At 30.1% G+C, this 25,108-nt stretch carries 27 protein-coding genes and 1 pseudogene; 16 read left to right on the top strand and 12 right to left on the bottom strand.

Annotated elements, in window-relative coordinates; genetic code table 11:
• Both ACIJYC_RS04105 and ACIJYC_RS04100 read right to left on the bottom strand, forming a co-directional pair.
• Window positions 1-1,083 carry a glycosyltransferase family 4 protein gene (locus ACIJYC_RS04105; RefSeq protein WP_435164662.1) on the bottom strand — a complete coding sequence of 361 codons (1,083 nt, stop codon included), beginning with the start codon at window positions 1,081-1,083 and terminating at the stop codon, window positions 1-3.
• The gene (locus ACIJYC_RS04100) at window positions 1,083-1,637 is read right to left on the bottom strand and encodes a thioredoxin family protein (protein ID WP_435164659.1); all 555 of its coding nucleotides are present in this window, start codon (window positions 1,635-1,637) and stop codon (window positions 1,083-1,085) included. Before ACIJYC_RS04100 ends, ACIJYC_RS04105 begins: the two co-directional genes overlap by 1 nt.
• Window positions 1,638-1,657: 20 nt before the next feature.
• Here ACIJYC_RS04100 and ACIJYC_RS04095 point away from each other — a divergent pair, with 20 nt between their 5' ends.
• A complete protein-coding gene (locus ACIJYC_RS04095) occupies window positions 1,658-2,170 on the top strand; it encodes a gamma carbonic anhydrase family protein (RefSeq protein ID WP_435164656.1) in 513 nt (170 codons plus the stop codon).
• Window positions 2,171-2,182: 12 nt separating this feature from the next.
• Entirely contained in the window at window positions 2,183-2,473 is a 291-nt protein-coding gene (locus ACIJYC_RS04090) for a DUF1330 domain-containing protein (protein ID WP_435088876.1), read from the top strand.
• A gap of 2 nt (window positions 2,474-2,475) precedes the next feature.
• Here ACIJYC_RS04090 and ACIJYC_RS04085 read toward each other — a convergent pair whose 3' ends face one another.
• From ACIJYC_RS04085 to ACIJYC_RS04075, 3 genes are read right to left on the bottom strand one after another with little or no spacing between them, the layout of a single operon-like run.
• On the bottom strand, window positions 2,476-2,682 hold the full coding sequence (locus tag ACIJYC_RS04085; RefSeq protein ID WP_435164653.1) for a SlyX family protein: 207 nt from the start codon (window positions 2,680-2,682) through the stop codon (window positions 2,476-2,478).
• Between the two features lie 8 nt (window positions 2,683-2,690).
• Window positions 2,691-3,320, bottom strand: coding sequence for a flavin-binding protein (locus tag ACIJYC_RS04080; protein WP_435164650.1), 630 nt, complete (start codon window positions 3,318-3,320; stop codon window positions 2,691-2,693).
• 3 nt (window positions 3,321-3,323) lie between these two features.
• On the bottom strand, window positions 3,324-4,199 hold the full coding sequence (locus tag ACIJYC_RS04075) for an NAD(P)-dependent oxidoreductase (protein WP_435164647.1): 876 nt from the start codon (window positions 4,197-4,199) through the stop codon (window positions 3,324-3,326).
• Between the two features lie 14 nt (window positions 4,200-4,213).
• On the opposite strand from ACIJYC_RS04075, the gene ACIJYC_RS04070 reads away from it, so the two are divergent.
• The 10 genes and pseudogenes from ACIJYC_RS04070 to ACIJYC_RS04025 all read left to right on the top strand — a co-directional run bounded on the left by ACIJYC_RS04070 (window position 4,214) and on the right by ACIJYC_RS04025 (window position 14,383).
• Entirely contained in the window at window positions 4,214-5,419 is a 1,206-nt protein-coding gene (locus ACIJYC_RS04070; protein ID WP_435164644.1) for an MFS transporter, read from the top strand.
• Window positions 5,420-5,462: 43 nt separating this feature from the next.
• Entirely contained in the window at window positions 5,463-5,999 is a 537-nt protein-coding gene (rpoZ, locus tag ACIJYC_RS04065) for a DNA-directed RNA polymerase subunit omega (protein ID WP_435164642.1), read from the top strand.
• Between the two features lie 22 nt (window positions 6,000-6,021).
• Window positions 6,022-7,014, top strand: a complete 993-nt coding sequence (dusA, locus tag ACIJYC_RS04060) for a tRNA dihydrouridine(20/20a) synthase DusA (RefSeq protein ID WP_435164639.1) — start codon at window positions 6,022-6,024, stop codon at window positions 7,012-7,014.
• Between the two features lie 40 nt (window positions 7,015-7,054).
• Window positions 7,055-7,840: pseudogene (locus ACIJYC_RS04055) on the top strand (sulfite exporter TauE/SafE family protein).
• 59 nt (window positions 7,841-7,899) lie between these two features.
• Entirely contained in the window at window positions 7,900-9,381 is a 1,482-nt protein-coding gene (locus ACIJYC_RS04050) for a tripartite tricarboxylate transporter permease (protein WP_435088884.1), read from the top strand.
• Complete coding sequence (locus ACIJYC_RS04045; protein ID WP_435117533.1) at window positions 9,374-9,820, top strand: tripartite tricarboxylate transporter TctB family protein; 447 nt, start codon at window positions 9,374-9,376, stop codon at window positions 9,818-9,820. Before ACIJYC_RS04050 ends, ACIJYC_RS04045 begins: the two co-directional genes overlap by 8 nt.
• Window positions 9,821-9,983: 163 nt before the next feature.
• Window positions 9,984-10,964: a Bug family tripartite tricarboxylate transporter substrate binding protein gene (locus ACIJYC_RS04040; RefSeq protein WP_435164636.1), complete on the top strand. Its 981-nt coding sequence runs from the start codon at window positions 9,984-9,986 to the stop codon at window positions 10,962-10,964.
• A gap of 75 nt (window positions 10,965-11,039) precedes the next feature.
• Window positions 11,040-12,461: an acylating sulfoacetaldehyde dehydrogenase gene (gene sauS / locus ACIJYC_RS04035; RefSeq protein ID WP_435164633.1), complete on the top strand. Its 1,422-nt coding sequence runs from the start codon at window positions 11,040-11,042 to the stop codon at window positions 12,459-12,461.
• A 4-nt stretch (window positions 12,462-12,465) separates the two neighbouring features.
• Window positions 12,466-13,980, top strand: a complete 1,515-nt coding sequence (locus ACIJYC_RS04030) for an AMP-binding protein (RefSeq protein ID WP_435164630.1) — start codon at window positions 12,466-12,468, stop codon at window positions 13,978-13,980.
• A 4-nt stretch (window positions 13,981-13,984) separates the two neighbouring features.
• Window positions 13,985-14,383 (top strand): HIT family protein, encoded by a 399-nt coding sequence (locus tag ACIJYC_RS04025; protein WP_435164627.1) that lies wholly within the window; start codon window positions 13,985-13,987, stop codon window positions 14,381-14,383.
• Window positions 14,384-14,490: 107 nt separating this feature from the next.
• On the opposite strand, the gene ACIJYC_RS04020 is transcribed toward ACIJYC_RS04025, so the two are convergent.
• Together ACIJYC_RS04020 and ACIJYC_RS04015 are read right to left on the bottom strand one after the other, a co-directional pair.
• Window positions 14,491-14,775 carry a hypothetical protein gene (locus tag ACIJYC_RS04020; protein ID WP_435164624.1) on the bottom strand — a complete coding sequence of 95 codons (285 nt, stop codon included), beginning with the start codon at window positions 14,773-14,775 and terminating at the stop codon, window positions 14,491-14,493.
• On the bottom strand, window positions 14,759-16,213 hold the full coding sequence (locus ACIJYC_RS04015; protein ID WP_435164622.1) for a phosphomannomutase/phosphoglucomutase: 1,455 nt from the start codon (window positions 16,211-16,213) through the stop codon (window positions 14,759-14,761). The genes ACIJYC_RS04020 and ACIJYC_RS04015 overlap by 17 nt, the downstream gene beginning before the upstream one ends.
• Window positions 16,214-16,370: 157 nt before the next feature.
• Here ACIJYC_RS04015 and ACIJYC_RS04010 point away from each other — a divergent pair, with 157 nt between their 5' ends.
• Genes ACIJYC_RS04010 through ACIJYC_RS04000 form a run of 3 tightly spaced genes read left to right on the top strand, consistent with a single transcriptional unit; the run spans window position 16,371 to window position 19,492 of the window.
• The gene (locus ACIJYC_RS04010; RefSeq protein WP_435164619.1) at window positions 16,371-18,308 is read left to right on the top strand and encodes a ribonucleoside-diphosphate reductase subunit alpha; all 1,938 of its coding nucleotides are present in this window, start codon (window positions 16,371-16,373) and stop codon (window positions 18,306-18,308) included.
• Window positions 18,299-19,315, top strand: coding sequence for a ribonucleotide-diphosphate reductase subunit beta (locus tag ACIJYC_RS04005; RefSeq protein ID WP_435088893.1), 1,017 nt, complete (start codon window positions 18,299-18,301; stop codon window positions 19,313-19,315). The genes ACIJYC_RS04010 and ACIJYC_RS04005 overlap by 10 nt, the downstream gene beginning before the upstream one ends.
• Before the next feature lie 9 nt (window positions 19,316-19,324).
• A complete protein-coding gene (locus tag ACIJYC_RS04000; protein WP_435164616.1) occupies window positions 19,325-19,492 on the top strand; it encodes a hypothetical protein in 168 nt (55 codons plus the stop codon).
• A 1-nt stretch (window position 19,493) separates the two neighbouring features.
• On the opposite strand, the gene ACIJYC_RS03995 is transcribed toward ACIJYC_RS04000, so the two are convergent.
• Genes ACIJYC_RS03995 through ACIJYC_RS03975 form a run of 5 tightly spaced genes read right to left on the bottom strand, consistent with a single transcriptional unit; the run spans window position 19,494 to window position 24,421 of the window.
• On the bottom strand, window positions 19,494-20,618 hold the full coding sequence (locus ACIJYC_RS03995) for a bifunctional 2-methylcitrate synthase/citrate synthase (RefSeq protein WP_435164614.1): 1,125 nt from the start codon (window positions 20,616-20,618) through the stop codon (window positions 19,494-19,496).
• Complete coding sequence (gene prpB / locus ACIJYC_RS03990; protein ID WP_435164612.1) at window positions 20,618-21,514, bottom strand: methylisocitrate lyase; 897 nt, start codon at window positions 21,512-21,514, stop codon at window positions 20,618-20,620. The genes ACIJYC_RS03995 and prpB overlap by 1 nt, the downstream gene beginning before the upstream one ends.
• Complete coding sequence (locus tag ACIJYC_RS03985; protein WP_435164610.1) at window positions 21,514-23,016, bottom strand: MmgE/PrpD family protein; 1,503 nt, start codon at window positions 23,014-23,016, stop codon at window positions 21,514-21,516. Before ACIJYC_RS03985 ends, prpB begins: the two co-directional genes overlap by 1 nt.
• A 53-nt stretch (window positions 23,017-23,069) precedes the next feature.
• The gene (locus ACIJYC_RS03980) at window positions 23,070-23,735 is read right to left on the bottom strand and encodes an HAD family hydrolase (RefSeq protein ID WP_435164607.1); all 666 of its coding nucleotides are present in this window, start codon (window positions 23,733-23,735) and stop codon (window positions 23,070-23,072) included.
• 2 nt (window positions 23,736-23,737) lie between these two features.
• On the bottom strand, window positions 23,738-24,421 hold the full coding sequence (locus tag ACIJYC_RS03975) for an HAD-IA family hydrolase (RefSeq protein ID WP_435164604.1): 684 nt from the start codon (window positions 24,419-24,421) through the stop codon (window positions 23,738-23,740).
• Window positions 24,422-24,490: 69 nt separating this feature from the next.
• Here ACIJYC_RS03975 and ACIJYC_RS03970 point away from each other — a divergent pair, with 69 nt between their 5' ends.
• Window positions 24,491-25,108, top strand: a complete 618-nt coding sequence (locus ACIJYC_RS03970) for a DapH/DapD/GlmU-related protein (protein WP_435164602.1) — start codon at window positions 24,491-24,493, stop codon at window positions 25,106-25,108.

The raw sequence follows: 25,108 nt of genomic DNA, 5'->3' as shown, positions 1-25,108 counted from the left end.
TTAATTTAGAATTTTTTTATATTCTTCAACAATATTTGGCCAATAGAACTTAGCAACGAAGTCTTTCGCATTTTTTCCGTACTCTAAATATTTTTTGTTTTCTAGCATAGAATTGATTGATGAATAAATTTCATCCAAATTATTACCATCACAAATTAAACCTGTTTTTTCATGATCAATTGCATCTGATGCTCCACCATCTTTACCACCAATTGAAGGGATATTGTATTGAGCAGCTTCAGTATAAGCTATCCCAAAACCTTCTACTGAAGATTTGTGAACAACAGATGGCATCACAAAAATATTTGATTTAGCAATTAAAGCATTTTTTAAATCATCACTTATATCTTTAAAAAAAATTACCTGAGCTTCTAAATCTAATTCTTTAACTAATTTTTTAACATTTTCTTCTTCATCACCATAACCAATACAAATATAAATAATATCTGGATAGATCTGCTTTAGATTTCTTAAGGCCATAACAACCTTTTCGTGATTTTTTCGTTTATCAAATCTAGAAACAGTAATTAATCTTGGTGATTTTACTGCAAGTAAGCTTTCGACTTTATCCAATGATTTTTGGTCAAGTTTTTTTATAGGATCTATGCCTGGGTTGATAACAATAATTTTTTCCTTTTTAACTCCAATATCAATAGCTAAATTTTTAGTATACTCTGAATTAGAAATTATTTTTTCAACATTATTTAAAACATTTAATAAACGTTTATTGATTCCTGATCCTTTAGCATGGTTAATTTCTTTACCGTGAATTAAGCAATATTTATTTTTATTAGTTTTTAAATGCTCTAAACTTTTCCAATGATCTGCAATAATTCCATTTACTTTGCTATCTTTTACAAATTCATCAATTAGATAAGCTTTTCTATATTTTCTAAGTAGTTTAGGTCCTCCAACTCTTTCAATAGAAAATGATGCTTGTTCATCAAAGATTTTGTGGTTTTTAATATAATCAGCAAAAACTTTAATCATAAAACTTTTTGAAAGTTCTCTTGCAAGTCCCCACATCAAACTTTGCATCCCACCAACTTCTGGAGGAAAAGATCTAGTTACAATTAAATACATTAATCATACTTCCATTTGATGCCACACCCAGCACTTGGAATCTGATCTTGTGGTCCGTTACCAGTTTCAGCAATTTGTTTCATAGACTTTAATAAATCACTTTCAGCATTTTTTACTGGTATAAAATTTTTAAGTTCTCTTAATCTACCTCTATATTGAAGTTCTAAATTTTTATTATAGCCAAAAAAATCTGGAGTACATACTGCATCATATGCTTTAGCAATTTCCTGTGTTTCATCTTGAAGATATGGAAAACTAAACTGATTATCATTTGAAAATTTAATCATATTCTCAAATGAGTCTTCTGGATAATTAACAGCATCATTAGAACATATGGCAACTGAATTAATTCCAATTTTCTTTAATTCATTACAGTCTTCAACTAATTCTTTTGTAATAGCTTTTACATACGGACAATGGTTACAGATAAACATTATCAAGGTTCCTTTTTCACCCTTAATATCATCTAAAGTAATAATTTTATTTTCAGTAGATTTTAATTCAAAGGGTAAAGCTTTTTTACCAAAATCACATATTGGAGTTTGAACTGGCATACTATAAGAATGTATAAATTATGTTTTATGATTTAAAAGATAAAAAACCAAAAAACTCTGGCGAAAATTGGGTAGCACCTAACGCAACCATTATAGGAGATGTTACTTTAGAAAAGAACTCTAGTATTTGGTTTAATGCAGTTTTACGTGGAGATATTGAAAATATTCATATAGGCGAGGGAACAAACATACAAGACGGTAGTGTTTTGCATACTGATCCAGGTTGTCCTTTAAAAGTTGGAAAAAATGTTACAGTTGGTCATCTTGTTATGCTTCATGGATGCACAATTGGGGACAATAGTTTGATTGGTATAGGAGCAGTTATTCTTAACAAAGCTAAAATTGGTAAAAATTGTATTATTGGTGCTAAAGCTCTAATTACTGAAAACAAAGAAATACCAGATAACTCGTTGGTGGTTGGTTCACCAGGTAAAGTTATAAGAGAAGTGACGGAAGAAGAGAAAAAGGCGGTACTTGAAAACACTAAACATTATCAAGACAATTGGAAAAAATATTCAAAATCAATTTTTTAAAAGGAGAATAAAATGTCAGCAGGTTATGTCATTGCCCAATTAAAAGTAACTAATCCAGAGAATTATAAAGAGTACGTAGCTAAAGTATCAGAGGTTGTTAAAAAATATGACGGTGAATACCTTGTTAGAAATGGTGAGTATCAAGTTGTTGAGGGAGAAGATAATTTTCCAAGATTGGTAATCATTAAATTTCCATCTTATGAAAGAGCTTTAGAATGGTATCATTCAGATGAATATAAACCTGTTAAAGATATACGATTACAAAATTCTGAGGGGAGCAATATAATTGTAAAAGGCGTATAAATTTAATAATGAGGTGGTTTTTTATCTTCTTTAAAAATATCTGAAGTTATCTCACCATTAAGCTCTTCAATTTTTTTATTTAAATTTTTAATTTCACCCTTTAAATTTTCAATTTCTTTTTGTTGAGAATATACCTCACTACTTATTTGAGATATTTCTTGTTGAAGAAATGTAATCTGTTCTTCTAATTTTTTAACTAAATTTTCCATAAAAAAAACTAAGGAACCAACCAATAATCCCTGTTAACAGTATTTTCAGAACCAAGATTATCAGCAAATTCAAATCGTGCTCTTCGATGACCTTTAGCTGCTAGATAAAGCCACTCAATAGATTTAATTTTACACTGAATGACAGTAAAGTTTTTATAACCTTCTTCACTTTGTTCTTTTGTGTAATCAAAATTATCACGCTCCGGTTTTAATCCAGAAGTTGGAATATCACTTTCTGTTCCAGGCCCATTATCAACTAAATAACATTTTCTAGATATATGTTGTGTTTTAGACCAAGAATCTTTTGTTATTTCGTTGTCATGATTAACAGTACATTCTACTTTAAATCTTACCTGAATTTTTTCCTCTTTATCATAGAATAAAATTGCAGCATTTTTATTAGCTTTTAATTTTCTAATTTTATCTGATCTAATATCACTATGGTATTGAATAAGATTATTAGCTTCATCAGCCTTTCTAAGAACAACTATTCGTCCATCAAAATCAGATTGATCTCCACAAATAAATACAGGTATTCTAAAAGGTGAGCTTCTATCTTTGACTGCATTTGTTAACATTGACCAAATTTTCTTTTTGATCTCAGCAAAATCCTCGTAGTAAGGAACAGTATCGGTCACAGATTATTTTTTCTTCTTTAATAGAGCAATCAAACTTGAACTATCCCAACGATTACCACCCATCTCTTGTACTTTTGCGTAGTAGCCATCAATAAGTTCTGTAATTGGAACTGGGGAACCATTTTTTTTAGCTTCCTCAATAACAATTGCCAAATCTTTTCTCATCCAGTCCACTGCAAAACCATAATCAAACTTATCATCGGTCATAGTTCGATATCTATTTTCCATTTGCCAAGATTGTGCAGCACCTTTAGATATAGTTTCCATAACAATATCCATATCTAAGCCAGCATTAATTCCAAAATTAATAGCTTCTGATAAACCTTGTACAGCTCCTGCTATACACATTTGGTTCATCATCTTAGTCAATTGTCCGCTTCCTGATTTACCAATTAATTTTACTTTTCTACTGTAGCAATCAATTACTGTTTCAGCTTTTTTAAATACATTTTCATCACCGCCAACCATTACAGTTAGTATTCCACCTTCAGCTCCAGCTTGACCACCTGAAATAGGCGCATCTAAAAAATCAAATCCTTTATCTTTAGCTGCAGCATATAATTCTCTAGAAATTTCTGCAGATACTGTAGAGTTATCAACATAAACTGAACCTGCTTTAGCAGCTTTAAATAAACCATTTTCTCCAAGAGAAACTTCTCTTAAATCATTGTCATTACCAACACAGGTAAAAATAAAGTCAGCACCATCAGCAGCTTTTGCAGGTGTATCTGCTTTTGAGCCTTTATATTCTGCAATCCATTTATCAGCTTTAGCAGCTGTTCTATTATAAACAGTTACATTGTGACCAGCTTTTGATATATAACCAGCCATTGGATAACCCATGACACCAAGACCTATGAAAGCAACATTACAAGACATAATTTTTATTTCCTATGTTTAATAGTTTGAAGTTTAAAGTAATTCTATTTGGGTTTATTTTTACATTTTTTTCTAGCTTTGGACAGAGTTATTTTCTAGGCCTATTTAATTCTAGTATTAGAGAAGCACTATCTATTACCCATGGACAATTTGGTTCAATTTTTGCATCAGCAACCTTATGCAGTAGTCTTCTATTAATTTGGGTTGGGAAAAAGATAGATGATGTAAATATTTTTAAATTTGCTTTTTTTGTAACTATTCTTTTGTCATTTGCTTGTTTCTTCTTTTCAAGAATAACATCAATTTTTTTATTATTTATTGGAATTTTTTTAATGAGATTTTCAGGACAAGGAATGATGTCTCATACAGCTTCAACAACTATTTCAAGATACTTTACCAGAACAAGAGGTAGAGCTTTAAGTATAAGTTGGTTTGGTCTTTCATCTGCAGAATTTGTAATGCCCGTTCTAATGGTATATTTATTAACAATCATAGATTGGCAAAATCTTTGGATTATTTTTTCCATTATAGTTTTAATATTTTTGCCAATTGTATCTTTTTTATTAATTAAAAATTTAAATTTAGACTCGAGAGAGGCTAATGATGAAAATAAAAAAGAAGTTGAAATTAAACAATGGAAGAGAAGGGAAGTAATAAAGGATTATAGATTTTATATTATAAGCTCGAACATGTTAGCAATGCCGTGGATATTTACTGGTTTTGCTGTTTTTCAATCTTTTGTTCAAACTTCAAAAGGATGGGGTCCATATGTAATTGCTCAATCATTTATGTCTTATTCAATTTTTTCAGTACTTACTTTATTTTTATCAGGTTTTTTAATTGATAAATATTCAAGTAGAAAATTATTAATTTATATGAATATTCCACTTTTATTATCTGTAATTGTTTTATTCTCTTTCGATACATCTGTTACAGCTTTTGTATTTTTAGGTTTAGTAGGGATATCTAATGGATTTGCAAATATATTAGGATCTTCTACTTGGGCTGAGTTATATGGAGTTAAATATCTAGGATCTATTAAAGCTTTAACTACTGCATTGATGGTGTTTGCAACTGCTTTTGGAACTGCTTTATTTGGGTATTTGATAGATACAGGTTTTACGGTGGGTGATATAGCTGTTGTATCAGGCACTTATACATTCATTTCTTTGATCCTACTTTTCTTTATAAGAAAAAAGCTAAATCCGGTAATAATTTAGAAAACCCTTGCATTTTTAAGATCTCGGGTATAAATAATCGCCCATGGCAAGAGTAACTGTAGAAGATTGTATAGATAAAGTAGATAGCCCATACGAATTAGTCCTTATTGCTAAAGAGAGAGCTACTCAATTAAATTCAGGTATTGAACCAACTTTAGATAGAGATAACGATAAAAATACAGTTATTTCTTTAAGAGAAATCGCTGAAGAAAAAATTCAAGTTTCAGATCTAACAGACAGTGCTATTTACAAACTTAGAAAACATGTTGAGCAGGTCGATGATGGCGCTGAAGATGATGAAGAAATAGGTGATGATTTTGAAAATATGTATAAAGGTGAAATTTCAAAAAGTGGAACGCCAATTCTACCATCGAAAAGAGCGAGAAAAAATCCAGAAAAAATTCAAGTTTCACAAGAGGATTTAGCTGAATTATCAGAGACAGCTAAACCAGATGTAGATGTTTCAATAGATGAAGAAACAATGAATGAACAAGGTGAAGTTTCATTAGACGAAGTTTCAGAACAAGAAAATCAAGAAGCTGAAGCAATTACAGAAGATTCAGACGCTTCAAACTCATAATAAAATCATATAAAGTCAAATCATGAATAGGAAAGTATCAGTCGCTCCTATGATGGATTGCACAGATCGTCATGAGCGTTACTTTTTAAGACTGATTTCAAAAAATACACTTCTCTATACAGAGATGGTTGTTGATGAAGCAATTAACAGAGGTGATAAAAAACGATTACTTCAATTTAACATTAATGAAAAACCTGTTGCACTTCAATTGGGTGGATCTTCTCCAAAACTTTTATCCGAAGCTTCGAAAATAGGTGAAGATTTTGGGTATGATGAAATTAATTTAAATTTAGGTTGCCCAAGTAAAAAAGTTGAAAAAGGTAAATTTGGTGCTTGCTTGATGAAAGAACCTAATTTAGTTGCGGATTGTTTAAGCAAAATGCAGGCTTCAACAAACTTACCAGTAACTATCAAAACTAGAATTGGATATGATAATGTTGAAGATTATGAAAATCTTCATAATTTTATCACAACTCTAAAATCAACAGGAGTTAAAACATTTATTATTCACGCTAGGAAAGCAATGTTAGGTAAGTTTACCCCTAAACAAAATTTAAACATTCCCCCTTTAAAATACGAGTACGTTTATAAATTAAAAGAAGATTTCCCAAATGAAGAGATAATTATAAATGGTGGAGTAATATCTGTAGATCAAATTAATCCTCTTCTTAAAAAAACAGATGGTGTGATGATTGGAAGAGCAGCTTACCATACGCCTTATATGTTGGCAGATATTGAAAAAGAAATTTTTGGAACCAAAGAAGTCTTGAGCAGACAAGATATAATCGAACAATTAATTCCGTATGTAAAAGATGAAATCAAAAAAGGTACAAGATTAAATCAAATAATGAGACATACTATAGGTTTATTTCATGGACAAACAGGAGCTAGTTATTGGAAAAGATATTTAAGTGAAAATATGTGCGTGAGAGATGCAGATGTCAAAAAAATTGATCACATCATGGATAAGATTAAATACAATAATATCGATACAAGTGTAGGGCAATCTGCTTAATTCAATTCTAGCAAACGAATATAGTTATTTTATTTTATTAATGGCACTAACAGCGGTGCCTGTTGGCTTTGTTGCAGGTTTATTTGGTATTGGTGGAGGATTGGTAATGGTACCATTCTTATTTTATGTTTTTGAAAGCTTAAATATTGATACAAATTATATTATGCACCTCGCTGTTGGAACTTCTTTTGGTATTATTATTCCAACTTCTTTTGTTTCTGTAATGACTCATTATAAACTTGGAGCTGTTGATACAAATTTGGTTAAAACTTACGGTATATTTACAGTGATAGGTGTTTCATTGGGTACAATTTTTGCAGTTTATTTAGATACTAAAAATATGGTTTTATTTTTTTCATTAGTACTTTTTTTGTTAAGTTTGTATTTATTATTTTTGAAAGAAAAAAAAACCATAATAGCAATTTCGATTAAGCAGAAATATAAAATTATTTTTGGCTTAATTTCTGGATTTATTTCTGCGCCCATGGGTATTGGAGGAGCAGTTATGAATGTACCAATATTTAAATTTTTTGGCTATTCAATTAATAGAGCTATTGGGACAGCTTGAGCAATCGGTTTTTTTATTGCATTATTTGGTGCTATTGGTTTTGTCATAAGTGGCACCTATTTAAAGACCAATTTACCTCTTAGTGTTGGTTTTCTAAATATACCTACTTTTTTAATCTTCATTCCTATTACAACTTTTATGGCTAGAATTGGTGCTCGGACAGTTCATAAAATCGATAAACAAAAAATAAGTAAATATTTTGGACTTTTATTGTTTGTGGTAGCTTGTAAATTTTTATACGAATATTTTACGATTTAAACTTTAATTCTTTTATAGACTTTTTGATTAAAATTTAGTTAGACTTTAATTTTAACATTATGGAGTTTATAGGATATTTTTCTAACGTTTTCATATTTGAAAATTTATTAATTTTAGTTTTAGGAACTATTGGTGGACTTTTAATGGGAGCTGCTCCTGGATTGAGTCCTACAATGGCAGTTGCTTTATTAATTCCATTCACTTTTAAAATGAGTCCTGACCAAGGTTTAATTATGCTTGGTGCGGTTTATACAGCTACTGTTGCTGGTGGAGCAATTAGTGCAATATTATTAAAGATACCTGGAGCTCCTGCAAACATCGCAACAGTTATGGATGGCTATCCAATGGCAAAAAGTGGTAAATCAAAAGAAGCTCTACATTATTGTTTTATCAGTTCATTCATTGGTGGCGTAATAGGAATTATTATTTTAATTTTTTTTACTCCTATATTAGCAAATTTTGCTCTTAAGTTTGGTCCATCACATATGTTTTGGATAGCAATTTTTGGTGTTACTGTAATTGCAACATTAGATTCTAATTCAATAATTAAAGGACTTTTTTCTGGAGCCATCGGTTTATGGTTGGCAACTATAGGGTATGACTCTGTGTTAGGTGTTGAAAGATTTGTTTTTAATCCAATTTTTTCAGGAGGCATAAATATTATTGCTGCTTTGGTTGGTTTGTTTGCTATCCCTCAAGTCTTATCAATGATTGAAAAAAAACAATTAGATTCTGATCAATTTCAAATGGAAAAAAAAAGTATAGTTCAGTCTATTATTTACAATCTTTCAAGAATTAAAGCATTAGTAGTTGGAAGCGTATCTGGAGTTATAATTGGTTTAATCCCTGGTGCAGGAGGACAGATAGCAGGACTTGTATCTTACGATCAAATTAAAAAATTAAGTAAAAATAAGGAAAATTTTGGAAAAGGAGAACCTGATGGAATTATTGCTGCTGAGTCTGCAAACAATGCTATGGTTGGCCCATCTTTAGTTCCTTTACTTACACTCGGGGTTCCAGGAAGTCCAACAGCAGCTGTTTTGTTGGGAGGCTTATTAATACATGGAATGTTTCCAGGACCAAATCTTTTTACAATTTATGCTGAAACAACATGGACTTTTATTAATTCATTATTAGTTGCACAATTTATGATGTTGATTTTTGGATTATATATTAGCGGTTTAGCAAAATATGTAATTAAAACTCCAACAAATTATATGGCTGCAGCTATAACGATACTTGCTATCTTTGGAACCTATAGCGTCCAACATAACTTTGCGGATGTGATTGTTATGTTGTTTTTAGGTGTTTCAATGTTTTTTTTATCAAAATTTGGTTTTACAGCTGCACCGATAGTTTTAGGTTTAATATTAGGACCAATTGCTGAAACTAATTTTAGTCAAGCAAAAATAATTGCAGATACACAAGAGGGTATTTTTAGATATTTAACATCAGGATATTTAAATTTAACAATAATAACATTATGTATAATTTCTATAGTTTATGGAATTGTTTCAGAAATGAAGAGAAAAAATGCTTAAGATAAATAATTTAATATCTTTGATTTGTATATTATTTATCTCAATTTTATTAGCATTTGCCTCGTTCACTGGCGGTTCAGAAAATACATCTGAAGCATATTTATTTCCAAAATTAATAACATCTGTAATGATAATCTTATCTTCTTTTTCATTAATTTTTTATTTTTTAAATAAAACTTTATCAGTTGCAGAGATTGATATTAAAAAACTATCAGTTTATTTATTTTCTCTAATTATATTTATTTTTATCGGCGAAACTATTGGGTTTTATCTTTTAGCTATATTATTGTTTTTTATAAATAGTTACTACTATTCAGAAAATAAAAATATTAAAAAAATAATTCAAACCATAATTATAACAACTATATTCATGTTATTTATTTATTTCCTTTTTTCTATTATGCTTAAAGTTCAAGTACCTAGATTTTTTCTTTTTTAGAAATATTTAATTAAAAATACAATCATAAGTAGTATTTTAAATAAGATACCTTTAAGACAAGTAATTTTACATATCTTAAATATAATTAAAAAATATAACTAAAAAAAATAATGGTCAGACCGATTTTATTGTGATCTAATTTCTATTAACAGAGGAGGTAGATATGAATATAAAAAAATTTTTTTTATATATCACAATAATCTTATCGCTTCTTTCATTTGGATCAATTGCTAAAGCAGCTGATTATCCTGATAGACCGATAAGTGTAATGGTAGCTTATAACCCAGGTGGTGCTACTGATTTTCAAGCAAGACTAGTAACAATGATGGCGGCTCATCCTAAGAAAGATTATTTAGGACAGCCAATAGTTATTGTTAATAAACCTGGGGCTGGTGGAAAAGTAGGATGGAATTGGTTTGCATCTAAAGCTAGAAAAGATGGATATGATTTAGCTGCTTACAACATCCCACATTTTGTATCTCAATCAATAGTATTTGATGATACAAAATACAACATAGATAACTTGGAACCTATAGCGAACTGGGGAGCAGATCCAGCAGTTTTGATTGTCAGTAAAGACAGTCAATTCAATTCAGTTGGTGATATGGTTAAATTTGCAAAAACGAATCCAGGTAAAGTTACTTTTTCAGGTGCTGGAAAATTTGTTGGTCATCATATAGCTTTTTTACAATTTCAAAAAGCTAGTGGAGCAAAGTTGACTTATGTTCCTCATACAGGAGGTGTTCCTGCATTAGCAGCTGTTAAAGGCGGTCAAGTAATGGCTGGTTTTAATAATCTTTCAGATGCTTTCAGAAGTCAGAATGATATTAAAATTTTAGCAATTGCCGATCTTCAAAGAGAAAAAACATTTTTACCAAATGTTCCAACATTAAAAGAAGAAGGTCTTGATGTTGATAATTCTAGTGTAAACTTTAGAGGCATCATGGCTCCTAAAGGAACTTCACCAGAAATTATTGAATATTTAGCAGCTAAAGTTCCTTTAATGTTTAATGATAAAAAAACTTTGAAACAAATGAAAAAAGGTGGTTCACCTGTTAGAATTATGAACAGAGCTGAAGTACAAGAAATGTGGAAAGCTAGAAAAGTAAGCTTAACAAAACTTCTTGCTGGACTAAAACCTTAATACTAATTATTACTATATCAATAAAGTTTCGCCTTAATATTTTAAGGCGAAACTTCTAAAACTTAGTAAAAAATTATGAATAACAAGTCTTCTTCAGAAATAGTTCAATCATTAGTTCTTAAAGCAAAAAAAGCTCAATCTATTTTTGAAAATTATAATCAAAATCAAGTTGACGAAGTTGTTACTGCAGTTGCTTGGGCATTATGTAAGCCATCGAATAACCAAAAAATATCTAATTTAGCTGTGAGTGAAACTGGCCTTGGAAATCCAGAAGATAAAATTTTAAAGAATAAAAGAAAAACACTTGGACTGTTAAGAGACCTAAAAAATATCAAAACTGTAGGAGTGATTAATGAAAACAAGAAAAAAGGAATTATTGAAATAGCTAAACCAGTTGGAATTGTTGCAGCTGTTACACCGTCAACCAATCCAGCAGCAACTCCAATAAACAATATCATTAATGCCTTAAAAGGAAGAAATTCGATTATAGTTTCTCCATCACCAGCAGGATCTAAGGTTTTTAGGGATTTATTAATATTAATTAATAATGAGTTAAAAAAAATTAGTGCTCCTGAAAATTTAATTCAAACTTTTGATTGTGATGTCACAAAAGAGTTAACTAATGAACTAATGAAAAATGTTGATTTAGTTATTGTAACCGGCTCATTAAATAATGTTAGGGAAGCTGCAAAATCTGGCACTAAAGCAATTGGTGTTGGACAGGGAAATGTAACATCAATTGTTGATGAAACAGCTGATTTAGTAGACGCTTTTAAAAAGATAAAAATGTCAAAAACATTCGACAATGCCACAAGCTGTTCATCAGAAAATAATTTGATTTTAATTGAAGATATCTATGAAAAAGCAATCAACTTATTATCTAAAGAAAATGCAGTTTTACTCAATAAAAATCAAAAAGAGGTTTTACAGAAAAATTTATGGATTGATGGAAAACTAAATAGAAAAATAATTGCAAAATCAGCAAAATTTATTGCAAATGAGTTAAATCTTAAAGTAGATAAAAATGTTCAAATATTAATGGTTGAAGAAGATGGAGTTGGGTTAGATTACCCTTTTTCAGGTGAAAAATTATCACCAGTGTTGACCATATATAGAGTCAAAAACTTTAATGAAGCTAAGGAATTAGCCAAAAAAATTCTAAATTATCAGGGCATAGGCCATTCTGTTGGTGTACATACCAAAAAAGATGAAAGAGTAATTGAATTAGGATTAGATTTATCTGTGTGCAGAGTGATTGTTAATCAAGCACATACATTTGCTACAGGCGGAAGTTTTACTAATGGCCTACCTTTTTCTCTATCAATGGGTTGTGGAACTTGGCAAAAAAATACAATTGATAATAATTTAAATTACAAACATTTTTTAAATATAACTAAAATATCTAATTTAATCCCGGGAAAGGAAGCTGAACTTAAAGAGTATTTTAAAGATTACTGTGAAAAAAATGACCCCAAAGAATTAAAAAATTTAGAATAGTTGAATGGAATTAGGCACAGTAAGAGATTTTATAAACTTTAATTCAGAAAATAATCCAAATTTAGATTTTATTACTTGCCCAAATACTCAAAAAAAAATAACAAATAAAAACCTTAAAATAAATTTAGATAAGATAAATTATTATCTATCTGTTGAAAAAAAACAGAAGAAAAATTCACTTATTTGTACACTGACAGAAAATTCACTAAGTGGAATTCAACTCATGTTAGGAATTATGTATTCTGGAATGATACAAGTTCCTCTCAATTTAGTGGCAGGAGAGGAACAGCTAGCTTACATCATTGAGCATTCTGAATCTAAGCTATTACTTTCAACTAAATCAAATTTAAGTTTAGCACAAAGAATAATCAAAAAGTCTAGAAGTGAAGTTGAGCTTATAGAAATTGATAAAGACAATTTCATAGATGAATTAAATGATGAAAAAATAGAATTAGATAATCTTAATAAATCTAACAATGCTTTGTTAATGTATACATCGGGTACAACTGGAAAACCCAAAGGTGTAATGCTCACTCATGACAATGTTTTAAATGGAGGTAAAAACGTTTTAATTTCACATGAATTAATTACTACCGACAAGGCATTATGCGTTCTTCCATTATATCACATTAATGGCTTAATAGTTACAGTAATGGGGCCATTAGTAAGTCAAAGCTCATTAGTTTTATCTGAAAAGTTTTCTGCTACAAATTTTTGGAAACACATTGAAGAATTTAAATGTACTTGGTTTAGCATAGTACCAACTATAGTTTCTTCATTATTAAATAAATATTCAGAAGCTGAATTTAAATCATTGGATACATCACTTGTAAGATTTGGTAGAAGTGCATCGGCAGCATTAGCCCCAGAAACACATAAGAATTTTGAAGAAAAATTTAAGATAAAGATGATTGAAACAATGGGTCTGACAGAAACGTGTGCTCCTATTTTGTCTAATCCGCCTTCTCCCAATCCTATTAAATACGGCTCACCTGGTATACCTTATGGAAACGAAGTTAAAATTTTTGATAATGAATTTAATGAAGTTGAAAGAAATACAATCGGTCAAATTTGTGTAAGAGGTAAAAATGTGATGAAAGAATATTATAAAAATCCCAACGAAACAAAAAAAAGTTTTTACAATGATTGGCTTTTAACAGGTGATTTAGGTTTAATGGACTCTGAAGATTTTGTTTTTGTAAAAGGTAGAATTAAAGAACTTATTATTAAAGGAGGTGAAAATATTTCACCAAGAGAAATTGATGATGTTTTGTATCAACATCCCGATGTACTCGAAGCAGCAGCATTTGGTGATGAATGTAGTCATTATGGTGAAACTGTAAAAGCAGGTGTTGTGTTGAAAAATAAAAACTCATTAACTGAAATAGATTTGATTAATCATTGTTCAAAAATTTTAGGTAAATTTAAATCACCAGAAAATATATTTTTTTTTGATGAACTTCCAAAAGGATCTTCAGGAAAAATTCAAAGATTAAAGATTAAAAATTTAATTAAATAATCTTATGTATCGAATTAATAAGAAATTCTTAAAATCCTCTCATCATATAACTGAACTAAAATTATGCTCTATAAGACTTCATGACAATTCCAAATTTCCATGGTTGATATTAATACCCAAAAAAAAAAATATTACTGACATAAGTGAACTTAATTCTAAAGATCAGATATTACTTATGAAGGAAATTGTTTTTGTAAGTAAACTTATGAAGAAATTATTTAAAACATCAAAACTTAATGTGGAAAAAATAGGGAATAAAGTACCCCAATTACACATACATATTGTAGCAAGATATAAAAATGACAGCTCTTGGCCTTTATCAGTATGGGTTGTGAAAGGTAAGGCTTATTCTGCTAAAGAATTAAAAGAAGTTACAAATAAAATAAAAATTGTTTTTAAATAAAAAGAGGTGACTTCAGTCTCCCTCCATCACCTCATATATAAATTTATATGATTCTTTCTCTTTTACTAAGCACGTTTTGATTGAATCTTTAAAGAATTGTATAACTTTTATTCTATGATCTTTTCACAGAATTTCGATGCAAATTGAGTATCTTTAATTATTTGTTCTGGTTTTTGATTAAATACATTATCCAATTCATCATCTGAAAACCTTTCACTTAATTTATTAACTGTGCATTTGCAATAGGCTTTGGCTTTGTCTGCACCCAGATACTGTTTAGAGTTCTGGTAACAACCAATATACATCTGCTGCCTATTTTGTTCGCTAAAAGTATGACTTTTAAAGGGTATTATTAAGAATAGAATTAAAATTAGGCTATATTTTTTGATCATATTCACCTACTTTTCCAGTTTTTTGGAGTAAGTCATCAATAAATTCAAAGATTTTTTTCTTCCTAATATCTGATGTTGGGCTTTCCGTTACAATCACAAGTGATGGTTTGTTTGAAGATGCTCTAATCAGCCCCCAAGAACCATCATTAAAAGAAAATCTTACCCCATTTACTGTTAATACTTCTGTTATTATTTGATCATCAATTTTAGTTTTGTTATTTTTTATTTCTTTAACTTGTTTAACTAATTCTTCAACTACTTGGTATTTTTCTTCATCTTTACAGAAAGGAGCCATAGTGGGGGTTTGATATGTATTAGGTAATTCGTTAATGATTTCACTCATCATTTTGTTTTGATTATCTAATAAATGGCACACATGAATTGCTGAATTAATTCCATCATCATAACCATAGCCTAAAGGTTGATTAAAAAAGAAATGACCACTCTTTTCAAATCCTGCTAGTGCTTTTTCTGTGTTTACTTTTCTTTTAATGTGAGAATGACCAGTTTTCCAATAAATAGTTTCACAATTATTTTTTAATAGAACATCATCCTTTGAGTATAATCCTGTTGATTTTACATCTACGACAAATTTTGAATTTTTATGTTTTGTAGATAAATTTCTTGCAATTAATAAACCAATTTTATCAGAAAATATTTCATTTCCTTTGTTGTCAATAACACCAACTCTATCTCCATCACCATCAAAACCAAAACCTATATCTGCATTATTGTCTTTGACGGCTTTAGCAATTTCATGAAGCATTTCTAAATCTTCTGGATTAGGATTATATTTGGGAAAAGTCCAATCTAGATTGCAATCAAGTTCAATAACTTCACAACCAATACCTCTTAATATATCAGGAGCAAATACCCCAGCAGTACCATTCCCACATGCAACAACTGCTTTTAATTTTTTATTAATCTTGTTACCGCTTATTAAATCATCTTTGTAAATTTGTTGAAAATTTTTAATTTGTTTTTCATTACCTTCACCACTTGAGAAGTTTTCATTTAATGTAATCTCTTTTAATTCTTTCATTTCTTCAGGAGCATGAGTTAAGCCTTTTTTGATACCCATTTTTACACCAGTCCAACCATTTTCATTATGACTCGCTGTAACCATCGCAACTGCATCCGCATCTAAATTAAATTGTGCAAAATAAACCATTGGTGACAATGATAAGCCCACATCTTCAATATGACATCCTGTTGAGATTAAACCTTTTTTAAGAGCACTTTTTATTTCTTCACTATAAGATCTATAATCGTGTCCAACAATTATTCTTGGATTCTCTTTTTGGGTATGAATTTTTATTTGTGTACCTAAACCTTTACCAAGATTCGTGATTCCCTCTCTGCTAATATCTTTTTCATACAACCAACGAGCGTCATATTCTCTAAAGCCATAAGGATCTATTTTTATTTTTTCAGACATTTGTTAATTACTTACTATTTTTTAAATTTTTTTATTGATATTTTTTTTGTCGCGTTCTATAAATGTTCTGTTGATTAATTGTTTATATAGTATATCAACATAAAACGCATACAACATCTAGTTGTTTTCGTCACAATAACAAAATATAGTAATAATTATGAATAAGATTCTATCACAGGCCCTAAAGAAAGCTGTCTCTGAATATAGCCCAGAAGTAAAAGAAGTATCAAAAGGAAATAGACCTGATCTTTTTTCATTAAGTACCGAAACTGAACTTTTTCAAAATGATAAGGGAATTATAATTAAGATCGATCGATCTAAAGATGCAAATTTAACAGACTTTGGCAAGGCAACATTGAAAGACAGATATCTTGGTCATAACGAATCTTTTCAAGATTTATTCGCCCGTGTTGCAAGCTCATATGCTGATGATAATTTACATGCACAAAGAATTTATAATTACATTAGCAACCTTTGGTTTATGCCAGCAACACCTGTTCTGTCAAACGGTGGAACTAAAAGAGGATTGCCTATTTCATGTTTTTTAAATGAGGCATCAGATAGTTTGGGAGGAATTCTTGATCTTTGGAGTGAAAACGTTTGGTTAGCTGCAAAAGGTGGTGGTATAGGAAGTTACTGGGGTAATCTTAGATCTATCGGTGAAAAAATTGGTAAGGTTGGAAAAACCTCTGGAATAATTCCTTTTATAAAAGTTATGGATTCTTTAACAATGGCAATTAGTCAAGGTTCTTTAAGAAGAGGATCAGCTGCTTGTTATTTGCCAGTCGACCATCCTGAAATTGAAGAATTTATTGAAATGAGAAGACCTACAGGTGGAGATCCAAATAGAAAAGCATTAAATTTACACCACGGTGTTTTACTTTCAGATGCATTTATGAGAGCTGTAGAAAATGATGAGCAGTGGGGATTAAAAAGTCCTGCAGACGGTACTGTTCAACAAACAATTTCTGCAAGAAATTTATGGATAAGATTATTAACTGCAAGAATTGAAACAGGTGAGCCTTATATAATTTATATCGATACAGTGAATAGATTAATTCCACAGCATCACAAACTTGCTAACTTAACGGTTAAGACATCAAATCTATGTAGTGAAATAACTTTACCTACTGGAATTGATAAAGATGGGAGAGATAGAACCGCTGTATGTTGTTTATCTTCACTAAACTTAGAAAAGTACGAAGAGTGGAAAGATGATCCAGACATGATCAGTGATGTAATGAGATTTTTAGATAATGTTCTAAGTGATTTTATAAAAAAAGCTCCTGATCAATTTAAAGATGCAAAATATTCTGCAGAAAGAGAAAGAAGTGTTGGATTAGGTGTAATGGGCTTTCATTCTTTTTTACAAAAAAATAGAATTCCACTTGAGTCGGTGATGGCAAAATCTTGGAATAAAAAAATATTTAAACAAATTGATGAACAAGTTAATAAAGCTTCAAAAGATTTAGCAGAAGAAAGAGGGGCTTGTCCTGATGCTGCGGAGTATGGATATCAAGAGAGATTTTCAAATAAAACAGCAATTGCACCAACTGCTTCAATCTCAATTATTTGTGGTGGAGCATCACCAGGGGTAGAGCCGATTGCAGCTAACAGTTATACCCATAAAACTTTGTCAGGTTCATTCAATGTTAGAAATAGATATTTAGAAGAAATCCTTGAAGGGCATGGAAAAAATGATGATGAAACTTGGTCTACGATCACAACAAATCAAGGTTCCGTATCTCATTTAGATTTTTTAACTGATCTGGAAAAAGATGTTTTTAAAACTGCATTTGAACTAAATCAGAAGTGGATTATTGAATTAAGTGGAGATAGAACTCCATTTATATCTCAGGCTCAGTCAGTAAATTTATTTTTACCAGCTGATGTTCATAAAAAAGAGTTACACAAAATTCATTTTGATGCTTGGAAGAAAGGCTTAAAGAGTCTTTATTACTGTAGATCAAAATCAATTCAAAGAGCTGAAAATATCAATGATGCAAAATCAACAGATGTTTTAGCCAACGTTTATAAAAACAAACAAACTAAATCTGAAGAACCAGAATACGAGGAGTGCCTATCATGTCAGTAGCAGAAAAAATTAAGACACCAAGCAATGAAATAATCCAACCAAAAAAAATGGGTTTATTAGTTGAAAACCCAGTTTACAAACCTTTTAGATATCCATGGTGTTATGATGCGTGGTTAACACAACAAAGAATTCATTGGTTACCGGAAGAAGTGCCATTAGGAGATGATGTTAGAGATTGGCAAAAAAATTTAACTCAATCAGAAAAAAATTTATTAACTCAAATATTTAGATTTTTTACTCAAGCTGATGTTGAGGTTAGTAATTGTTATCTGAGACATTACACAACAGTATTCAAACCAACAGAAGTTTTAATGATGATGACAGCTTTTGCATCAATGGAGACTGTCCATGTAGCAGCTTACTCTCATTTGTTAGATACTATTGGAATGCCAGAATCTGAATATTCTGCTTTCATGAAATATAAAGAAATGAAAGATAAATATGATTACATGCAAGGTTTCAATGTAAACTCTAAAGAAGATATCGCAAAAACAGTGGCGGTGTTTAGTGCGTTTACAGAGGGACTTCAATTGTTTGCAAGTTTTGCAATTCTTTTAAATTTCCCAAGACACAATAAGATGAAGGGAATGGGGCAGATTGTTACTTGGTCTGTTAGAGATGAAACTCTCCATTGTAATTCTATGATTAGAGTTTTTAAAGAATTCATAAATGAGAACCCAGAAATATGGACTCCAAAACTTAAAAAAGAGCTTTATGAAGCATGTAGAACTATTATTGAACACGAAGATGCTTTCATAGATCTTGCGTTTGAAATGGGTCCAATGGAAGGTTTAACTGCTCAAGAAGTTAAAGATTACATTAGATTTATAGCTAACAGAAGACTTACTCAATTAGGTCTAGAGCCAATTTATGATGTACAAAAAAATCCTTTAACTTGGCTAGACACAATGTTGAATGCTGTTGAGCACATGAACTTTTTTGAAGGTCGTGCAACAGAATATTCTAAAGCATCAACGCAAGGTACTTGGGTAGAGGCTTTTAGTTAATCTAGTTTAATGTTTAAACTATTATTAAGCATTTTTATTTTATTAACTGGTTGCAATACAGTTACAGGAAGTATCGAAGGCACTGCCTTAGGTGTAGTTAAAGATGTTAAAACTACATATCATTACTCAACTTGTATTTTTACCAAGACTCAGTGCGGTGATTTAGATTTAGATTAGGTTATCTATAATTTAATTCCATAACTTTTCGATGCTTGCTACCTTTATACTTAGCAAGTGGTCGAATAAGTTTATTTGCTGCATGCTGTTCCATAATGTGAGCAGACCAACCTGTAATTCTTGAAATTACAAATATTGGCGTAAAGAAATCAGTATCAAATCCCATTAGATGGTAAGTGGGACCTGTTGGGTAGTCAACATTTGGGTGGATATTCTTTTTCTTGATCATCACTTTTTCAACAATGTCGTATATCTTTTCAAAAGTTTTATCTTTTTTAATTTTAGCAACTTTTCCAAAGTATTCTCTCATTGTTGGAACTCTTGAGTCTCCAGATTTATAAACTCTGTGACCAAACCCCATTACTACCTCTTTATTTTTTAAAGCATTATTGATCCATTTTAATGCATTTTCAGGTTTCTTAATTTTTCTCATCATGTGCATTACTTCTTCATTTGCACCGCCGTGAAGAGGACCTTTTAAACTTGCTATAGCTCCTGTAATAGCTCCATGAATATCTGATAAACTACTAGTAATGGTTCTTGCGGTAAAAGTTGAAACATTAAAACTATGTTCAGCATATAGAATTAACGATACATCAAACGCCTTAACTATTTCTTTTTGAGGAACTTTACCAAAACACATGTAGAAAAAGTTTTCAGCAAAAGTTAATTCTTTTTTAGGTTTGATAATTTTTTTACCACTTCTAATTCTATAAAAAGCAGCTAGTGCAGCAGGTGTTTTTGCAAAAATTCTTAAAGCTTTTCTCATATTTGCCTCTGGTGAAGAGTCAGATGTCTCTTTATCTTCTAAGCCCATCACACTAACGGCTGTTCTTGCAACATCCATTGGGTGAGATTTTTTTGGCATATGCTTAATTATCTCATACAAATTTTTTGATAACTCTCTGTTATTTTTTTCTTCTTTTTCAAAATGTTTTAATTGAATTGAATTTGGAAGATCTTTATTTAAAATTAAATAAGCAACTTCCTCAAACCTACAATATTCACATAAATCTTGAGCAGCATATCCTCTATAAGTTAAAGAGTTTATTTCTGGCATTACTTTTGAAACTTCTGTTTCATCAACCACTATTCCCAGTAAACCTTTTTTAATTTCATCACTCATTATTCATGTCCTTCCGTACTAAAGTTATAAATTTTTTCATCAAGAGAGTTATATTTTTCATACTCAACTAACTCATAGAGTCTTTTTCTAGTTTGCATTTTATCAATAATATTATTCTGATGTCCATTCACATAAATGTCTTTTAAGCCATCTTCCACATTTTTCATTGCTAATCTTTGTGTAGTAACTGGATAAATCACTATATTATATCCAAAATTCTCTAATTCTTTGTAGTTGAAAAGTTTTGATTTACCAAATTCAGTCATGTTGGCTAATAAATAACATGAAAGTTCTTTTCTAACTTTTTCAAAATCTTTTTCGTCATGCAAGGCCTCTGGAAAGATAATTTCAGCACCAGCATCAATGTATGCTTTACATCTATCAATCATTTTATCAATTCCCTCAACTCCTTTTGCATCTGATCTTGCAATTATTTTAAAATTACTGTCTTTTTTTGCAGTAACACATTCTTTAATTTTATCAACCATGGCATCTGTTGAAATTAATTCTTTATTATCAAGATGCCCACATCTTTTTCGTTCAACTTGATCCTCAAGATGAACAGCTGTTATCCCAAACTCTTCAAACGTTTCAATTGTTTCTTTGCAAGATTTAAACCCCGTATCTATATCTACAATAGTCGGTAAATTAGTAACCCTTGAAATCAAATAAGATCTAGTACTTACATCTTGTAATGTTGTTAAACCAATATCTGGAAAGCCAAGATCATTAGCCATTACTCCACCAGAAACATACACTGCATCATAACCTATTTCTTCAATCAGTTTGGCTGTTAATGGATTATAGGCACCTGGAACTCTTAATATTTTATTTGATTTTAATTTATCAACAAAATCTATTCTTTTTTGACTTGGTTCTTTGTCAACAAAATGCACTAAAATATTCCTTTTTTTAAATTTCTTTTTAAATCATTTTTTTTAATTTCTATATTTAATTTATCCAATTGACCTGATCTTAAAAGTTTTAAGTTTTGAACAGTTTTTAAGAAACGATCACTTTCTTTTTTATTAAGAATACCACCTGTAAGTGTTAAAAACTTATTAATATAATTTTGTCTTTTAAATGGTCTTGCTCCATATGGGTGGGCATCTGCTCTATCAAGTTGTTCACTAATTTTTTTACCATTATTTAGAGTTACAACTACCTTAGCACCAAAAGATTTTTTCATTGGATTTGGATCGTGATATTTTTTAGTCCATTTCTTGTCTTCGTAAGTTGTAATTGATTTCCAAATTTTAATAGTACTTTTTTTATTTGCTCTGGCCTTTGTGTAAGATTTTACATGATGCCAATCTCCATCTTCTAATGCTACAGCAAAAATATACATAATAGAGTGATCAAGTGTTTCTCTGCTTGCGTTTGGATCCATTTTTTGAGGATCGTTAGCCCCAGTTCCTATTACATAGTGAGTGTGATGACTTGTAAATATATCAATCTTTTTAATCTGATTTAAATTCGAAATCTTAGTTTTCAATTTTTTAGCTAAATCAATTAATGCTTGAGACTGATACTCGGCTGAATATTCTTTTGTATAAGTTTCAAGAATTGCTTTTTTAGCCTCTCCTTTTTTAGGAAGTGGAACTTTATAATTAGCTTTTTTCCCATCCAATATTCTCGCAATAACACTATCTTCACCCTCATAAATTGGGCTAGGGGCTCCTTCACCACGCATAACTCTGTCTACTGCTTCAATTGCAAGTTTACCTGCATGAGCTGGAGCGTAAGCTTTCCAGCTAGAAATCTCACCTTTTCTAGATTGTCTAGTAGAGATAGTGGTATGCAATGCTTGTTGTACTGCTTGGTAAATTGTTTCAGTATTAAGTTTAAGCATTGAACCAAGACCAGCTGCAACACTTGGACCTAAATGGGCTATATGATCCACTTTATGTTTATGTAAACAAATTCCTTTAACAAGATTTACCTGAACCTCATAAGCTGTAATAATTCCACGCAATAAATCTATTCCACTTACTTTATTCTGTTGAGCAACTGCAAGAAGGGGTGGAATATTATCTCCTGGATGACTGTAATCAGCTGCTAAAAAAGTGTCATGAAAATCAAGTTCTCTAACCGCTGTTCCATTAGACCATGCAGCCCATTCACAATCAAATTTAAGTTTAGAATTTACACCAAATAAAGTTGCACCATTTTTTCTTGAATGTTTAAGTGCCATTTCTCTTGAAGAAATCACAGGTCTTCTATTCAATGATGCTATTGCAACTGATGTATTATCAATAATTCTATTGATTACCATTTCAATTGCTTCTTTATTTAATTTTGCATTATCGCTAGCAATTTCAGCAATTTTCCAAGCTAATTGCTTTTTTTTAGGAAGGTTAATTTTAGACGGGTAAACTTTAACTGAATGTAATAACAAAATAACTCCTTAGTAGTGATTTTGTTTTAATAGTTAAAAAAAATTAATCAATATTAAAGATATTTACTTATAATTTTTTCAATACCAATGAAGTCTTTTATTAAGTGATTATGATAAATTTCCTCAGATTTTTTTTCTGTATACCCATATTTTAGTAAAATCATTGGAATTTCAGCTGCTTTAGCTGCATTTGCATCGGTTTCACTGTCACCAACCATAATTGATTTGTTTTTATCACCATTTAAAATTTCAATAGTTTTAATCAAATGCCTAGGGTCTGGTTTGCAATATTCGAAAGTATTGTATCCAGAGACATATTCAAAAAAGTCATAAATTCCAATTTTTTTTAAAAGATCAATTGCTAAATGTTCAGTTTTATTTGTACAAACTGCCATTGATACATTTTGGTTTTTACACCACTCTAAAAATTCTTTTACACCATTAAGAAGAGTGCTCTCATGCAAAATGTTTTTTTCATAAAAAGATATAAATTCATCTGACATTTCATTTTGAATTTTTTCATCAAACCATTTCCATTTCCCATTACCTTTAGCCATTATGGCTTTAGCACCACTGCCAACAGCATTCCTTAATTCGTTTATAGATTTTGATGGATAACCAAATTTTTTCATTACATGATTATGTGCACGAATTAAATCGGGCGCTGTATCAACAAGAGTCCCATCTAAATCAAATAAAACAGTAAATTTTTGGCTCATGATTAAAGATATTCTTTTATGATTTTTTCAATACCAGTAAAATCTTTTATAAGGTGATTGTGATATATTTCAGTTGTATTTTTTTCTGTATACCCGTTTTCTAGTAAAATAACTGGTACTTCAGCTGCCTTACCTGCATTTGCATCTGTTTCACTATCACCAATCATTATAGTTTTCTTAAGATCTCCATCTAATATTTCTACTACATTTGTGAGATGCCTTGGATCTGGTTTACAATAATCAAAAGTATCTGATCCAGCCACATATTCAAAAAAGTCGTAAATTCCAATTTTTTTTAAAAGATCATTTGATAAATGTTCTTGTTTATTTGTGCATACAGCCATAGAAATATTTTGTGCCTTACACCATTTTAAAAATTCTTTAACACCATTAATGAGTGTACTTTCATTTACAATATTATTTCCATAAAAATTGACAAATTCTTTAACCATTTCATCTTTAATTTTTGCATCCAAGACTTTACTAAATTCTTTTTTTGCTTGTCCCCATATAGATCTTCCAATTAATGCACCAGCACCTTTGCCAACTAAATTTCTAATATCTTCCGTGGATTTAGTGGGGTAGCCAAATTTTCTCATCACATGATTATGAGCCAGCATTAGATCTGGAGCTGTATCAACAAGTGTTCCATCTAAGTCAAATAAAATTGTAAATTTTTGCTTCATTTTAAAAGTATTTTAAAGAAATATTATGTGAATTAATTAAGTTATATTCTTAATATAAAGCATTTAAAAATGAAAGAATTAAATTCACAAAAAATTCAAAATAAACTTCGAAATAAATTTTTATACAGCGGTGTTAAAATGGTGGGGTCTGAAACAATTTTTTTTTCAAACGATACTAAAATTGGAAAGAATGTAACTATCGAACCTTTTGTTGTTATTGGAAAAAATGTAAAGATTGGAAACAATGTTATAATAAAATCATTTTCTCATTTAGAGTCTTGTAAGATAGAAAACAAAGTTGAAGTTGGACCTTACGCACGAATAAGACCAAATACCACTTTAAAAGAAGGATCTAAAATTGGAAACTTTGTTGAAGTTAAAAAAAGTACGATTGGAAAAAAATCTAAAGTAAATCATTTGTCTTATATTGGAGATAGTGAAATTGGAAAATCTGTAAATATTGGGGCTGGAACAATTACTTGTAATTATGATGGAGTTAAAAAAAGTAAAACAAAAATTAAAGATAATGTATTTATAGGATCTAATTCATCATTGGTTGCCCCAATTACAATTGACAAACAAAGTGTAGTTGGAGCAGGGTCTGTAATTACAAAAAATGTAGGAAAAAAATCTTTAGCTTTAACAAGAGCAAAACATACTGAATTAAAAAATTATAAAAGAAAATAA

It is taken from the genome of Candidatus Pelagibacter bacterium nBUS_28, assembly GCF_051200915.1.
Lineage (GTDB): Bacteria > Pseudomonadota > Alphaproteobacteria > Pelagibacterales > Pelagibacteraceae > Pelagibacter.
The sequence above is the reverse complement of the archived record's forward strand: the minus strand, read 5'-3'. Positions and strand labels throughout refer to the sequence as shown.